The organism is Carboxylicivirga fragile (genome assembly GCF_050589805.1).
In the GTDB taxonomy this organism is placed as follows: Bacteria; Bacteroidota; Bacteroidia; order Bacteroidales; family Marinilabiliaceae; genus Carboxylicivirga; species Carboxylicivirga fragile.
In genome coordinates this window covers 55,407-67,616 of the sequence record NZ_JBNGOY010000031.1, presented here as the reverse complement: position 1 = coordinate 67,616, position 12,210 = coordinate 55,407, and the positions used below count along the sequence as shown (strand labels likewise).

Here is a 12,210-nt window from a genome sequence, read left to right as displayed (position 1 = left end):
ATACAAGAACTGCTTACAGAATATCAAATCAATCAAGATGTCAAAGAACAACTAAAATTATTTGGTGACTAATTTTAACGCATCAGCAGTATTGGTAGCTTATAAATTAAAACGCAATTGGGGAGCAAAAATTCGCCTGGTTACAGTTGTTGATAATGAAGAGCAGAAGGAGCAAGCCCTTCATTTTATGACTGAATTGATTGATCATGCCCGTTTACCCAAAACTGAAGTGGGAGTTTATATTGATAACTTTAATGTGTTAATAAAAAATCCGCCTGAGGCTGATCTCAATATATTTGGTTTGGACGCGAAACCCAACTTTGTTTTTATGGATAAAATGGTTGATGAAACTAAAACAACCTGTTTGTTTATTCGTGATTCAGGACTTGAAAATATTTTTGCTTAAGCCGCGTATCAACTCAATGTAAAAATCAATATCGGTAACAATGCTTTAATAATAGTTTAATAGTCGATAAAGCATTAGTTTTGCGAGCAAATAATTATTTGATTAAAAACATGCTCGAAATAATTGTTATCATCTTTTTAAGTAAGCGAATAGGTAAGATTGTTCGCCCTAAAGGACATAAGGTTTCCAAGTACATTGTTACAATGATTCTTTTATGGCTGTCATTGGAATTTTTAATTGTTGCCATTGCATTTAAGGTAACAGGTGATTTAATGAGTGCTATGCCATTTGGTTTAATTGGTGCTGCAATAGGTGGCTATCTTGGGCATAAATTGGCAGTGGATGCTGTTGATTTGACTTTGGAAAAGTCATAAACTTTTTTCTTTGAGATAATATTCTTTTTTTTAAAAGTCTTTCCTGGAATAGCTATGATCTAGAAAACCTGGGTTTCATTACATAGGCATTTTCTTTGCCTTGAAACAAAACAAAGTAATTGTTGGTTTAATAAGTAGATTTTGTTGATTGTCAAGGTTTAGGCTTTTACATATTCAAATAAAATTGTATATTAAAGAGTCGTAGTACCTATGAGTTATTGGGGATCTTAACTTTTAGGTTTATCAGCATTACACCCACAGTTTGTAGTTACTTATTTGTTTAATGCTTGGAGGATGAGAGATAGAAAGCAAACATACGATGAATTAGTTCAGGAGAATGTAGCGTTAAAAAAGAAACTTGGTGCCATAAAGTTGGTAGATGAAAAAGCCATTACTTCAATTGAGAATTATCGAAAGTTAGCATTTGAAAATTCATACATGCCAAATGTGATAATGGATGCTGAAAGTAAACGCTTCATTGATTGCAATCAGGTGGCTGTTGATTTTTACCGCTTAAGTTCAAAGGAAGATGTTTTAAAATTAACACCGCTTGAAGTATCTGCTCCTAAGCAATATGATGGAAGATCATCAGAAGAATTGGTGATAGAAAACGTTAGAATTGCCATGGAAAAAGGCTCCTATGTTTTTGAATGGTTGCATCAAACGCCTACCGGCGAATATTGGGATGCAGAAGTACATTTATTGCGATTTGAAGTAGGTTCAAAAAGTTTTTTACAGTTTACCTTAGTTGATATAACCAAGCGCAAAATCGCACAAAAGGCTTTGCGCGAAAGCGAAGCTAATTTAAAATCTATTATAGAAAATTCACTTGAGAATATCTGGTCAATTAACACGGATTATGAAATTCAATATGTCAACGAAAATTTTGCCACATCATTTTTTCACTCCTTTGGTGTTCAGTTGCGTGAAGGAGTTAATTTGCTTGAATCTTTACCGGAGCAGCTTCGTGATGTTTGGAAAAAACGATATGACCGATCATTTAACGAGCAATTTTCTTTTACAGATAAAGTTGATGTAGGCAATGAGTCTTTCTATTTAGAAGTTTCTATGAATCCCATTCAAGTGAATGGAAAGGTAGTGGGAGCTTCGTTTTATGCAAAAGATGTATCAGAAAGTAAACGCTACGCTTTGAAATTGCTCGAGTCAAATTCGATGCGTAAACACATAATGGATACTATACCATCTTACATTTTTTGGAAGGATACCAATTCAGTTTATTTAGGTTGTAACGAAAAGTTCGCTAAAATAGCAGGTTTTAATTCAGCTTCTGAAATTGTTGGTAAAACGGATTATGATTGCGCCTGGACTAAGGAGGAGGCGGATAGTTATAGGGTTTGGGATAAGCATGTGATGGAGAGTGGAAAGGCTGAATTTTACATATTAGAACCTCAACTAGGGGTGGACAAGAAAAAGCGTTGGTTGGAAACAAATAAAATACCATTGGTCGATTATGAGGGAAAGGTGTTCGGGATTCTTGGAACCTACGAAGATATTACGGACAGGAAGCAAACACAAGAAGCTTTAGTTGAAAGCGAATTGAAATTTAAGGAAACGGTCGATTTGTTGCCACAGCTGGTTTATGAAATGGATTTGGATGGCAGATTAACTTTTGTCAATCGTCAAGCCAAGGAAACCTTTGGATATACTCAAGAGGATTTTGAAAAGGGTTTGAATGTAATGGAGTGTATAGCACCTGAATGCCATAAGCAAGTAGAAGCAAATATTCCCAAAATATTAAAAGGTGAAAATAGTAATAATGAATATGTTGGGCTTCGAAAGGATGGTTCTAGATTTCCGGTTATAATTTATTCAACACCGATAATACGGCAAGGTAAGCCTTGTGGAATAAGAGGCTTAATAGTAGATATTACGCAACGAAAAGAAATCGAAAACGAATTGATACGCGCTAAGGACAAAGCAGAAGAAAGTGATCATCTAAAGTCGGCTTTTTTAGCAAACATGAGCCATGAAATTCGTACGCCTATGAATGGAATTATGGGTTTTGCTGAGCTTCTTAAAACACCTAATTTATCAGGAGAGGAACAAAAATCATTTATTAGTATTATAGAGCAGAGTGGAAATCGGATGCTTAATATTATCAACGATTTGATTAATATTTCGAAGATAGAAGCAGGTCAAATGGAAGTAATGTTAGAGCAAACTAATATCAATAAGCAGCTCCATTTCTTATATTCTTTTTTTAAAGAAGAATGCCAGCAGAAAGACATTGAACTGAAGCTGGAATGTGCCTTACCTGAAGATAAAGCCGTGCTTGTTACTGATCGGGAAAAGTTATACGCCATCTTAACCAACCTTATTAAAAATGCGGTTAAGTTTACTAAAAAAGGTAGTATCACTTTTGGTTATAAATGTAAGGAAAACGAGGTGCTCTTTTATGTGAGCGATACAGGTATTGGCATTGTTAAAGAGAAACTTGATGCTATTTTTGATCGATTTGTTCAGGCCGATTTAAATGTCGCTAGTGGATATGAGGGTTCTGGCTTGGGATTGTCCATTTCAAAAGGTTATATTGAAATATTGAATGGTGCCATAAGTGTTGAATCAGAAGCCGGAAAGGGTACGTGTTTTTATTTCTCATTACCCAATAATAAAGTAGATAAGAAGATGGGTGCAGTAGATAAAGTTGAGGCGTCGCCAGTGTTAAATGGAAATCATAAATCAACCATATTAATTGCCGAAGATGATGAAACATCTTTGATTTATTTATCTACCCTACTTGGTAGTTCCCAATTTAATATACTAACAGCTAGTACAGGTAAAGAAGCGGTAGAAATGTGTCGGCAGAACGATGATATTAAGTTGGTATTGATGGATATAAAAATGCCAATTATGGATGGCTATTCAGCAGCTAAAGAAATTAGAACGTTTAAGACTGACTTGCCAATAATAGCTCAAACAGCCTTTGCTTTATCAACTGAACGAGAAAAATATGGAGACGTATTTACTGAATATTTGACTAAACCCATTCGATCATCGGAGTTGAAAGATAAAATTAGTCAGTATTTAAATATTTACTAATTATTTATCATTTTGTCCAACAGATGTTTTACTTTTTTACCATCCCAGCGGGCTGCACCTTGTTTTTTCATAATTATTTTACCTTCGGGAGATATCAAAAACGAAGCTGGAATGCTACGTGAAGCGAATATGTCAGGCACATTCTGACGAAGCACATAAACAGGAAATGTATATTCTTTCTTTTCAATAAATTTTTTCAATGTGCCTGCCGGCTCAGAGCTGGCAAGAATAAAATAAACATCATCTTTATACACATCGTATAGGCGCTGAATCGATGGCATTTCGGCAATGCAAGGAGGACACCAGGTAGCCCAAAAATTTATAAACAAGGGTTTGTCTCTAAGCTCTTTTATCTCTACACGACTGCCCTCAAGATCCTCAACGTACCAGTTAAGATCAGAATTTTTAACATAGATAACATCTTCCGTTTCGCGAGGTTGAAACATGCTGTAACGGATAATGGTTGCTGATACAACTTTACGTGAAGTGGGAAAAACCATTGCTATAACCAAGGCCGTAAAAATAAAATCGAAGCTTATGCCCCAAACCGTTTTTTTACGACGATACTTATACCACTGTTCTGACCAAAATCCCTTTCTCATTTCACAAATATAATTTCTTTCAAGTTATAATAAGCTTAAAAGCATTTTGCTTACTAAAATAAAAACTTCCAAAACGAAGAATGCTCTTTTACACCATCCGATTCAACTTCAATTTTTACTAACTTATATGAATTAGTTAAGTTGGCCTTTGTTCGAAATTGGTCAATATTAATGGTTAATTGATGCGAGGTGCCAGGTGTAAGGGTCAAGGGAAACACACTGTTAAGATTGGTCTTAAGTTTAAATCGTTTTGTTTTCTGACCAATACCTGCAAATACAATAACAGGTGCCTGAAAAGTTTTACTTTCCTTGGTTTGATTAACAATGCCAATTTTAGCCAGGCGCTGATTATTTAATCGCTTTAGCCCCAATGTCACCCAAACAATTGAAGGAGCAAACTTTTTAAATAAACCACGTTTCATGGCGATGTAAAATAGCAAACCAAAAATAACGAGTATGAAGATTGAATTTAGACTTGGGTTTTGCTGCGGTTTAATATCTTCATTTCGCGACGCACCAAGTGGCTGTAATAATCCGTCATCAACAATCTCTTCCGATTGCACCACTTCCTTCTTCACATCCAAACTTTGGTTAACTCTCCCTCCTTGACTGCAAATTTGCATCATTAAAAGAAAGAACAAACCACCAATTACCCACCAACGGTATTTACGGTAAAAGACTAAAAAATCGTTTAAGTATTTCTTCATAATTAATAACTTGGAAAGGATTGAAGGCCTTTGTAGTTGATGTAATATTCACCGTTTAATTCAGGTTTACTCATTTCTTCTTCAGTTTCGCCATTGGCATTAGCTATGCCTACACTGGCAAATAAACATGTCGCATTGTGTTTTGTTGCGTGGTGCATTACTTCAGCGGCCAAAGTTGGTAAAAGAATGCCCATTTCAGGATAAGGTGTAGTGCGAACAACAATGAAGTAGCGTTTATCATCTTTCGATGCCAATATTTGTGGGTTAACATCCGTTTCGTTTCGTACATTCAGTACTTTGTAACCTTTGTCAACCATATCTTTATACACCACTTTAATTCCTAAAAAATGGAGTTCTTCTTTCGTCATTTGCTTCCCTTTTCCCATCTTCATTCATTTTTCACAAAAGTGCTATAAATTCATCGAAAACAAAAATGGCTGGCTGTGGATTATTTGATCTTTATTGGTTTCGATTAAATACTTAATATCTCTTCATTTTTTGCATTAAAGCTATTTACACAAGCTTATTTCTGTCGTAAATTCTACTTGCTTTTTTAATTGTATAATCACTAACTAAATAGGAGTACAATGCTATGCCACTAACACAATTAGAAGAATATTTAAACCATCAAAAGATTAACTATAAGCGTATCGTGCATTCAAGGGCCTATACCGCTCAGAAAACGGCTGCTTATTCGCATATTTCGGGAAATGAGATTGCAAAAACAGTAATGGTAAGGATCGATGGTAAAATGTGCATGACCGTTTTGCCTGCTTCGTATCAGGTTGACTTAAATGAACTGCGTCGTGCCACTGGAGCAAGAGATGTGCGCCTGGCCACAGAAATGGAATTTAAAGATGTGTTTAAGGATTGTGAAGTTGGTGCTCAGCCACCTTTTGGCAATCTGTATAATATGGAAGTTTTTGTAGCAGAAAAATTAACCGAAGATGAAAACATTGCCTTTAATGCCTGTAATCATTCAGAGCTGATTCAGATGACTTACAAAGATTACCAGAAACTGGTGCATCCCACAGTTGTGAAAGTTTCAAGGATGGCATTTGCCGATGCCTAATCGATAAGGTAAATAGTGAGTAAGAGTTTGTCCAAAAACACAGAACGAGCATCTCAGTAAACACTTAGTATAGTTGCTTTTGGACAAGCTCTTTTATTTACGCGTTGAGTACGAATCCTACTTTCGGCACATTTTCAATACTCACACTTGAATCATCCTTAAGGTATTTTCGAAGTTTAGCTATAAAAACATCTAAGCTTCTTCCGTGGAAATAGTCATTCTCTCCCCAAATCGCAATGAGTATATCTTCGCGTTTTACGATGTTATTTATCGATTGGCATAAGATGTTTAATACCATACTCTCTTTCTGAGTTAATCTTCTAGAGTCGGAACCGTTGACAAGAATCTGATTCTCCGAATCGAATTTAAAACTTCCAATCTGACAATTTACATTTTTATCAGTCGTAACGTTTTCTTCTGTATTAATACGGTTTAGAATTGCATGAATTCGACAAAGTAATTCGTCCTCATCGAATGGTTTAGTAACGTAATCATCAACACCCAGAGCAAATCCTTTAATTTTATCTTGCTTCATCGAACGGGCTGTCAGAAAGATAATAGGTACTTGCGTGTTAATTTTTCGAATGTGTTCGGCAATGCTAAAACCATCTAAGCCAGGAAGCATAACATCGAGAATACAAAAGTCATAACTACCATTCTTGAACGCCTCTAAGCCTTTGAGACCATCCTTGTACAGTTTCACATCAAAACCGTTTGATTCTAAAAAATCAACCAGCAAAAAGCCCATGCTTACATCATCTTCTACTAAAAGAATTTTAGCCATGTGCTAAAGGTATAAAAATGATAAATGTTGTCCCAACTCCTGGTTCGCTTTCTACTTTAATGCTTCCCTTGTGTTCTTCAATCACTTTTTTCACAAAGTTCAATCCAAGTCCAAAGCCCTTAACATTATGCACATCACCTGTGCCCACTCGATAGTATTGGTCAAATATATGTGCTAAATTCTTTTTCTCGATACCAATGCCTTTGTCGGCAATGCTTATTTTTAATGAGGTATTGCTTGATTCGGATTCAATTGTTATTTCAGGTTTCTCCTTGCTGTATTTAATGGCGTTGTCGAGCAGGTTAGATACAACTTGTGAGAAACGACCATTATTGCTGAAAATATGATGATCCTGTGCTTTTAAATCAACGTGAAGAACACCACCAGCATCGTTAATTCTGTAGTTATACGATGAAGCTACTTCTTCAATTATAGGCTTCATGTCAACAATGTTCTTTTCACATTTATCAGGCGAATCGCAGGATATTTTCAGAATGTTATCCACATGCTCGTGCATTCGCTGGTATTCGTTTAAAATTACCTGCGTATACTCATCGGTCTTTACTTCCGAGGAAGGTTTGTTTTTTTTACGTATTAAATTCGCGGCTAAGCGAATATTTGCCAATGGTGTTTGAAACTCATGCAACATGTTATTCACAAATTCTTTAGTGCGTGCCATTTGTAGCTGTTCACTTTTCATTGATCTTAATAAAATGATGTAAGATGCAACCAAGAACAGAATAACTATGATTGATACAATAAATAAACCACGCATTTGCGCCATTAGGAACATATTTCTATCGGGGAATTCAAGTCGTATGCCTATGCCCTCTTGTTGAAGTAATCCGTTCAAGGATTGCTGGTAATACTTAACCCCGAAAAACTTAGTGTTTTCAGTTATAGGATTGTCGTCGTTAAGTTCAAAGGTAAACTCAAGTGGCAGTTGGTAAATACATAAATTGGCGCGTATAATACTATCCACCTCTGCGTTTTTAGTGTGACGAATAGCATTAGGGCAATCTTTACCACACAAAAAGCGGTTCATATCAGAACAGAGTCGGCGACCAATTTCATCGCGGGAATCTTTCAATGCCATTACCACACGATGATTAAAATTCTGCTCTTCAAGTCGTGCTGATTTTAACACAAAACGCACTTGAATCAAGAGTAAAACGGCCAAAGCTACAAAGGTGGCGATAGATAGAAGCTTGTTGTTTTTTAGTTTGATCATTTCATAAGTGTATGATTAGGACAAATTTACTCATTAAAAGACTTACTTGTCCGATTTTAACATCCTGTTAACAACGATTAACAAGATGATAACGTACTTTTACATCAGAGCACAATAGATTTGTATTGTCAAAATTAAAAACATATTTAACAATTTTAATTTCACTATTATGAAAAGGACTTTAATTCTATCTGTATTATTTGTATTTACATTAGCTATTGCTTCACCTGCTATCGCATCTGCTCCACAAGAGCCTGTAAAAAAGGAGAAAAAAGCATGTGAAAAGAAAGCATGTTCTGAGAAAAAAGCTTGTTCTGAAAAGAAAGCTTGCGACGAGAAGAAAGCATGTGACAAGAAAAAAGAATGTGCAAAGAAAGAAGAGAAGAAAGGATAATTTCTTTCAAATAACATAAGGGAGCGGTTGCCATATTTTGGTAGCCGCTTTTTTTATGGAATAAACTGTAACTATTGGTGTTGCATGACGTAATAAGGTGCTTTAACAACTATACATCTTGCGTTAGATGGTAATTGTAGGAAAAATTATAAGCCTAAGCAGAGATAAGTGTTATTATTGTTATATTTGTTAGAGCACTATTGTCTTTTATAAATTGTTTTTATGGAATCAGTTGTTTTAAGATTGGCGGTTATAGGAATTATAGTTGGCGTTGTTGGCTATTTTGTTCTAAAGGCTTTATTTAAGAATAGTATCTTCTTTAAAATTGGCGCACTGTGGATGATAAATGTGTTTTACACAGTTGTGAATAGCCGTATTCATTATGACAACCCTGAGAAATTTCCGATTTGGGTGGCCTTATTAGTGGGTGTAATAGTGACCATAATTTTACAATACCTTGTGTTTTTACAAGTGAAACGCCCCTTACAAAGAATTACGCAGCAATTGCGCGAGATTGCTAAAGGCAATATTTCGTCGGCTCACAAGGAATTTAACGGATTATTGAAAGGTGAAATTTTGACCATACATGAATCCATCGAAATGTTGCAACAAAATATTAGTGGCGTTATAAAAGAAGTTGAAACCTCGGCTAATCAAGTTAATCAAATGGGCGAAACAATCAGTTCAACAGCTCGTGATTTAGCAAGTGGAGCGAACCAACAAGCCGCTGGTGTTGAGGAAATATCGTCATCGATGGAAGAGATGGCTTCGAACATTGATGCCAATGCCCAAAATGCGGGTGAAACAAAATCAAATTCTACAGTAACAAATCAATCGGTTTTAGAAAGTTTTGAAAAGACCAAGAAGGCGCTTTTGACCATGCAACAGATTAGTGAAAAAATAAAGGTGATTGACGAGATAGCCGTACAAACTAATCTACTAGCTTTAAATGCTGCGGTTGAAGCATCGCGAGCCGGTGATGAAGGTAAGGGATTTGGTGTGGTTGCTGGTGAAGTTCGTAAGTTGGCTGAGCGCAGTAAAAAAGCCGCACAGGAAATAGAAGCCTTTACCAAAGATGGAAATGATGTGGCTGAAGATGCCATGGCCAAATTACAAGAAACCTTACCATTGATAAAGAAAAATGAGGAATTAGTGTCGGAGATAAGCTCATCGAGTCAGGAACAATCGCAAGGTGCTTCTCAGATTAATTCGGCTATTCACGATATTAACACTACAACACAAAGCAACGCTGCAATCTCGGAGGAAATGTCTTCCACCTCAAATCAATTATCCGATCAGGCTTCGGAACTAATAAAGAAATTATCTTTTTTCAGATTGACCTAGTGATTAATAATTGATGCTTGAACCAACTTTTATGCTGCAATTTGAGTGGTGATGAAACACATTCATACCAAACATGACCTTTCCATCCTGAATGCGGTATTGCGTTAAAGTACGTAATGGCTCTGGTCTTTTTATAGCAGTATTAGGTTCAATGGTAGTGACGACACAACGCGAACAAGGTTTTACGCCTTCAAATACACAACTATCAATGGTAAATTTAGCTTTTTGATCTTCCACGTGAGCGTCTCCACCCGTAATAACAAGGTTTGGTCGAAAACGTAGCATCCCAACTGGTTTTTCAAGTTTAGAGTTTAATAAGTCAAGTGATTCCTGGCTGATCATTAATAATGGAAAACCATCGGTAAAAGCAGTAATTGTACCTTGGGGAGTATAACTTGTATCTACCTGACGAATTTCAGATTCTGGCATCTTTACCAGATGAACAGGCTGTTTAAAAATGCTACTTAATTGCTTGTCAATATTTTCGTCCACGATTATAGCTTTGCACTTATCGTTCCAAACTGTTACTTCAATGCTTTTCTGTGTTAGTGGTTCAAAGGGCACTTTAATATCAATATGACTTTGTTTTTTATGTAATATCTGTAAGCCATCGTCAAGCTGATTAACTTCAAATAGGCACATTTCAGCATGTTGTCGTTGGGTCAGGAAGTTGCCATCTGTGTCAACCACCATCCAGCGTCTATCGTGAAGTAATCCAAAACGATCCAACTTACATTCCTTAAGGGAAATTGCACCCATCGATTTTATTGGGTAAATGTATATTTGACTTAAGCTTAGTTTTTGCATGCACATAAAATTAATGGAGAAATTATCTTCCAAATGATTCACCAATTCTAAAATACAAACCCCAATCATCTTTTCCTTTTGCAATATCAAATCCAACGTTAATTCGTTCGGAAGGCAACATTAAAAATCGAAAGCCAAGGCCTGCTCCAGGAAGAAATTCACTTTTGGGAATATCTTTGATATTATTTACGGCACTTGCGACGCCTGCAAAACCAACCATGCCAAATTTCTTATAAAATCGCCAACGGTACTCTGTCTGTAATGCATAAACCTGATTGTTGCGATGCTTGCCAGCTGTATAGCCTCTTATGTCATCTTTCCCAACAACACTTTGTCCCTGAAAAGGAACATCGCCTGACGCTATTGTTGTTTTAAATCGAGTAGCCAGAATGTTACGTTCGTTATTAATTTGGTAGTAATGATTGTAGGTCAGTTCGGTTTTGTTAAAGTCATTGCCACTATTGAGCCATGTGGCATAGAGGCTATTTTTGAAGGCGATATTAAAACCCGAGTAAGGGTTCATTTGGTGTTCGCGTTTATCAAAGTTTAAAAGTAATCCTAAATTATTCATGTTACGCTTATCGTACCTAAGACTGTCGGGAAAGAAATCAGGAATATCATATTCCGTTTCTGCCCGTGAGATGACGCCTTCCAGACCCACGTATAATTCTTTGTAAACTTTTCGTTCCATACGAGCTAAAGCAAAACTTGCATTGGTGTTAAAATCAATAAAGGTGCCTCCTTCGATGGGAAGTTGTTGCCAAAACTGGAAGTTCATTTGGCCAAAGCCGGCTGCAAACATTCCGCGCCATTTATCTTCATTAAAATACAAACGTTGAAAAAGAGAAACAAAGTAGGTTTTATTCGTGGTGTACATACCGAAAATACCACTCGATGAAGAAGGTGAGATGGTATCCTTAGCATTAAGTTTATAAAAACCTTGCCCCATGGCTCCAATCACTAATCCTTGCGAAGGGTTGTAATTGATGATTGGAATAGCCGCAATTTTCACTTTCTTGAGTGAGTCGGGTTTACTGCTCTTCTTATTTTGAATAGCCGATATCGTGTTGATAAATAAAGTGCCAAGTAACACTAGCATTAGTGTTCTTAGTGAAAGTGTTTTTGTTTTATGAGGGAGTATCATTTATTTAGTTTAAAGATAAAATAATATGGATAATGGCCATTCATTAGCTTTATGAATCTTTCGAGTAAAATTAATGATAAATATTCGAGTAAAAATAGGAGTGTAAAATAAAACGTCTTAATTATTTTTCACTCAAACCGTGGAGGCTCTTACTTTTCAAATATACTTTTTCACTATTAACCGACTAAAGTCGGAATTTATAAAATTCTCTTCTACAAATCCCATTAATTGGGCGTTTATCTTTTCATTTCAAATTAGACTGGAAATTTGTGAAACAAACGATGC

The 12,210-nt window shown here is 36.0% G+C and carries 13 protein-coding genes; 6 read left to right on the top strand and 7 right to left on the bottom strand.

Annotated elements, in window-relative coordinates; genetic code table 11:
* Positions 1-64 precede the first annotated feature (64 nt).
* The 3 genes from ACRD7B_RS14420 (at position 65) to ACRD7B_RS14410 (ending at position 3,840) form a co-directional block, all read left to right on the top strand.
* Positions 65-406 carry a hypothetical protein gene (locus ACRD7B_RS14420; RefSeq protein WP_430825272.1) on the top strand — a complete coding sequence of 114 codons (342 nt, stop codon included), beginning with the start codon at positions 65-67 and terminating at the stop codon, positions 404-406.
* 110 nt (positions 407-516) lie between these two features.
* Positions 517-780 carry a hypothetical protein gene (locus ACRD7B_RS14415; RefSeq protein WP_430825271.1) on the top strand — a complete coding sequence of 88 codons (264 nt, stop codon included), beginning with the start codon at positions 517-519 and terminating at the stop codon, positions 778-780.
* 294 nt (positions 781-1,074) lie between these two features.
* Positions 1,075-3,840, top strand: a complete 2,766-nt coding sequence (locus ACRD7B_RS14410) for a PAS domain S-box protein (RefSeq protein ID WP_430825270.1) — start codon at positions 1,075-1,077, stop codon at positions 3,838-3,840.
* Here ACRD7B_RS14410 and ACRD7B_RS14405 read toward each other — a convergent pair.
* Genes ACRD7B_RS14405 through ACRD7B_RS14395 form a run of 3 tightly spaced genes read right to left on the bottom strand, consistent with a single transcriptional unit; the run spans position 3,837 to position 5,535 of the window.
* On the bottom strand, positions 3,837-4,442 hold the full coding sequence (locus ACRD7B_RS14405) for a TlpA family protein disulfide reductase (RefSeq protein ID WP_430825269.1): 606 nt from the start codon (positions 4,440-4,442) through the stop codon (positions 3,837-3,839). The two genes, ACRD7B_RS14410 and ACRD7B_RS14405, sit on opposite strands and share 4 nt — an antisense overlap.
* 53 nt (positions 4,443-4,495) lie before the next feature.
* Positions 4,496-5,149: a hypothetical protein gene (locus tag ACRD7B_RS14400; RefSeq protein ID WP_430825268.1), complete on the bottom strand. Its 654-nt coding sequence runs from the start codon at positions 5,147-5,149 to the stop codon at positions 4,496-4,498.
* 2 nt (positions 5,150-5,151) lie between these two features.
* Positions 5,152-5,535, bottom strand: coding sequence for a DUF8840 domain-containing protein (locus ACRD7B_RS14395; protein ID WP_430825267.1), 384 nt, complete (start codon positions 5,533-5,535; stop codon positions 5,152-5,154).
* Between the two features lie 206 nt (positions 5,536-5,741).
* Between ACRD7B_RS14395 and ACRD7B_RS14390 the strand changes: the two genes are divergently transcribed.
* The gene (locus tag ACRD7B_RS14390; RefSeq protein ID WP_430825266.1) at positions 5,742-6,221 is read left to right on the top strand and encodes an aminoacyl-tRNA deacylase; all 480 of its coding nucleotides are present in this window, start codon (positions 5,742-5,744) and stop codon (positions 6,219-6,221) included.
* A 97-nt stretch (positions 6,222-6,318) separates the two neighbouring features.
* Here ACRD7B_RS14390 and ACRD7B_RS14385 read toward each other — a convergent pair whose 3' ends face one another.
* Complete coding sequence (locus tag ACRD7B_RS14385) at positions 6,319-7,005, bottom strand: response regulator transcription factor (protein ID WP_430825265.1); 687 nt, start codon at positions 7,003-7,005, stop codon at positions 6,319-6,321.
* Entirely contained in the window at positions 6,998-8,236 is a 1,239-nt protein-coding gene (locus tag ACRD7B_RS14380) for a sensor histidine kinase (protein ID WP_430825264.1), read from the bottom strand. Before ACRD7B_RS14380 ends, ACRD7B_RS14385 begins: the two co-directional genes overlap by 8 nt.
* Positions 8,237-8,405: 169 nt before the next feature.
* Here ACRD7B_RS14380 and ACRD7B_RS14375 point away from each other — a divergent pair, with 169 nt between their 5' ends.
* Together ACRD7B_RS14375 and ACRD7B_RS14370 are read left to right on the top strand one after the other, a co-directional pair.
* The gene (locus ACRD7B_RS14375; protein WP_430825263.1) at positions 8,406-8,630 is read left to right on the top strand and encodes a hypothetical protein; all 225 of its coding nucleotides are present in this window, start codon (positions 8,406-8,408) and stop codon (positions 8,628-8,630) included.
* A 222-nt stretch (positions 8,631-8,852) separates the two neighbouring features.
* A complete protein-coding gene (locus ACRD7B_RS14370) occupies positions 8,853-9,974 on the top strand; it encodes a methyl-accepting chemotaxis protein (RefSeq protein WP_430825262.1) in 1,122 nt (373 codons plus the stop codon).
* A 3-nt stretch (positions 9,975-9,977) separates the two neighbouring features.
* Here the strand turns inward: ACRD7B_RS14370 and ACRD7B_RS14365 are convergent, their stop codons facing one another.
* Together ACRD7B_RS14365 and ACRD7B_RS14360 are read right to left on the bottom strand one after the other, a co-directional pair.
* The gene (locus ACRD7B_RS14365; protein ID WP_430825261.1) at positions 9,978-10,781 is read right to left on the bottom strand and encodes an MOSC domain-containing protein; all 804 of its coding nucleotides are present in this window, start codon (positions 10,779-10,781) and stop codon (positions 9,978-9,980) included.
* 22 nt (positions 10,782-10,803) lie between these two features.
* Positions 10,804-11,925 carry a BamA/TamA family outer membrane protein gene (locus ACRD7B_RS14360; protein ID WP_430825260.1) on the bottom strand — a complete coding sequence of 374 codons (1,122 nt, stop codon included), beginning with the start codon at positions 11,923-11,925 and terminating at the stop codon, positions 10,804-10,806.
* Positions 11,926-12,210: the final 285 nt, after the last annotated feature.

Excerpts from the sequence above, each read along its gene's own strand:
- ACRD7B_RS14415 (WP_430825271.1), top strand. The coding sequence starts at position 517 with ATGCTCGAAATAATTGTTATCATCTTTTTAAGTAAGCGAATAGGTAAG.
- ACRD7B_RS14410 (WP_430825270.1), top strand. The coding sequence starts at position 1,075 with ATGAGAGATAGAAAGCAAACATACGATGAATTAGTTCAGGAGAATGTA.
- ACRD7B_RS14405 (WP_430825269.1), bottom strand. The coding sequence starts at position 4,442 with ATGAGAAAGGGATTTTGGTCAGAACAGTGGTATAAGTATCGTCGTAAA.
- ACRD7B_RS14400 (WP_430825268.1), bottom strand. The coding sequence starts at position 5,149 with ATGAAGAAATACTTAAACGATTTTTTAGTCTTTTACCGTAAATACCGT.
- ACRD7B_RS14395 (WP_430825267.1), bottom strand. The coding sequence starts at position 5,535 with ATGGGAAAAGGGAAGCAAATGACGAAAGAAGAACTCCATTTTTTAGGA.
- ACRD7B_RS14390 (WP_430825266.1), top strand. The coding sequence starts at position 5,742 with ATGCCACTAACACAATTAGAAGAATATTTAAACCATCAAAAGATTAAC.
- ACRD7B_RS14385 (WP_430825265.1), bottom strand. The coding sequence starts at position 7,005 with ATGGCTAAAATTCTTTTAGTAGAAGATGATGTAAGCATGGGCTTTTTG.
- ACRD7B_RS14380 (WP_430825264.1), bottom strand. The coding sequence starts at position 8,236 with ATGATCAAACTAAAAAACAACAAGCTTCTATCTATCGCCACCTTTGTA.
- ACRD7B_RS14375 (WP_430825263.1), top strand. The coding sequence starts at position 8,406 with ATGAAAAGGACTTTAATTCTATCTGTATTATTTGTATTTACATTAGCT.
- ACRD7B_RS14370 (WP_430825262.1), top strand. The coding sequence starts at position 8,853 with ATGGAATCAGTTGTTTTAAGATTGGCGGTTATAGGAATTATAGTTGGC.
- ACRD7B_RS14365 (WP_430825261.1), bottom strand. The coding sequence starts at position 10,781 with ATGCAAAAACTAAGCTTAAGTCAAATATACATTTACCCAATAAAATCG.
- ACRD7B_RS14360 (WP_430825260.1), bottom strand. The coding sequence starts at position 11,925 with ATGATACTCCCTCATAAAACAAAAACACTTTCACTAAGAACACTAATG.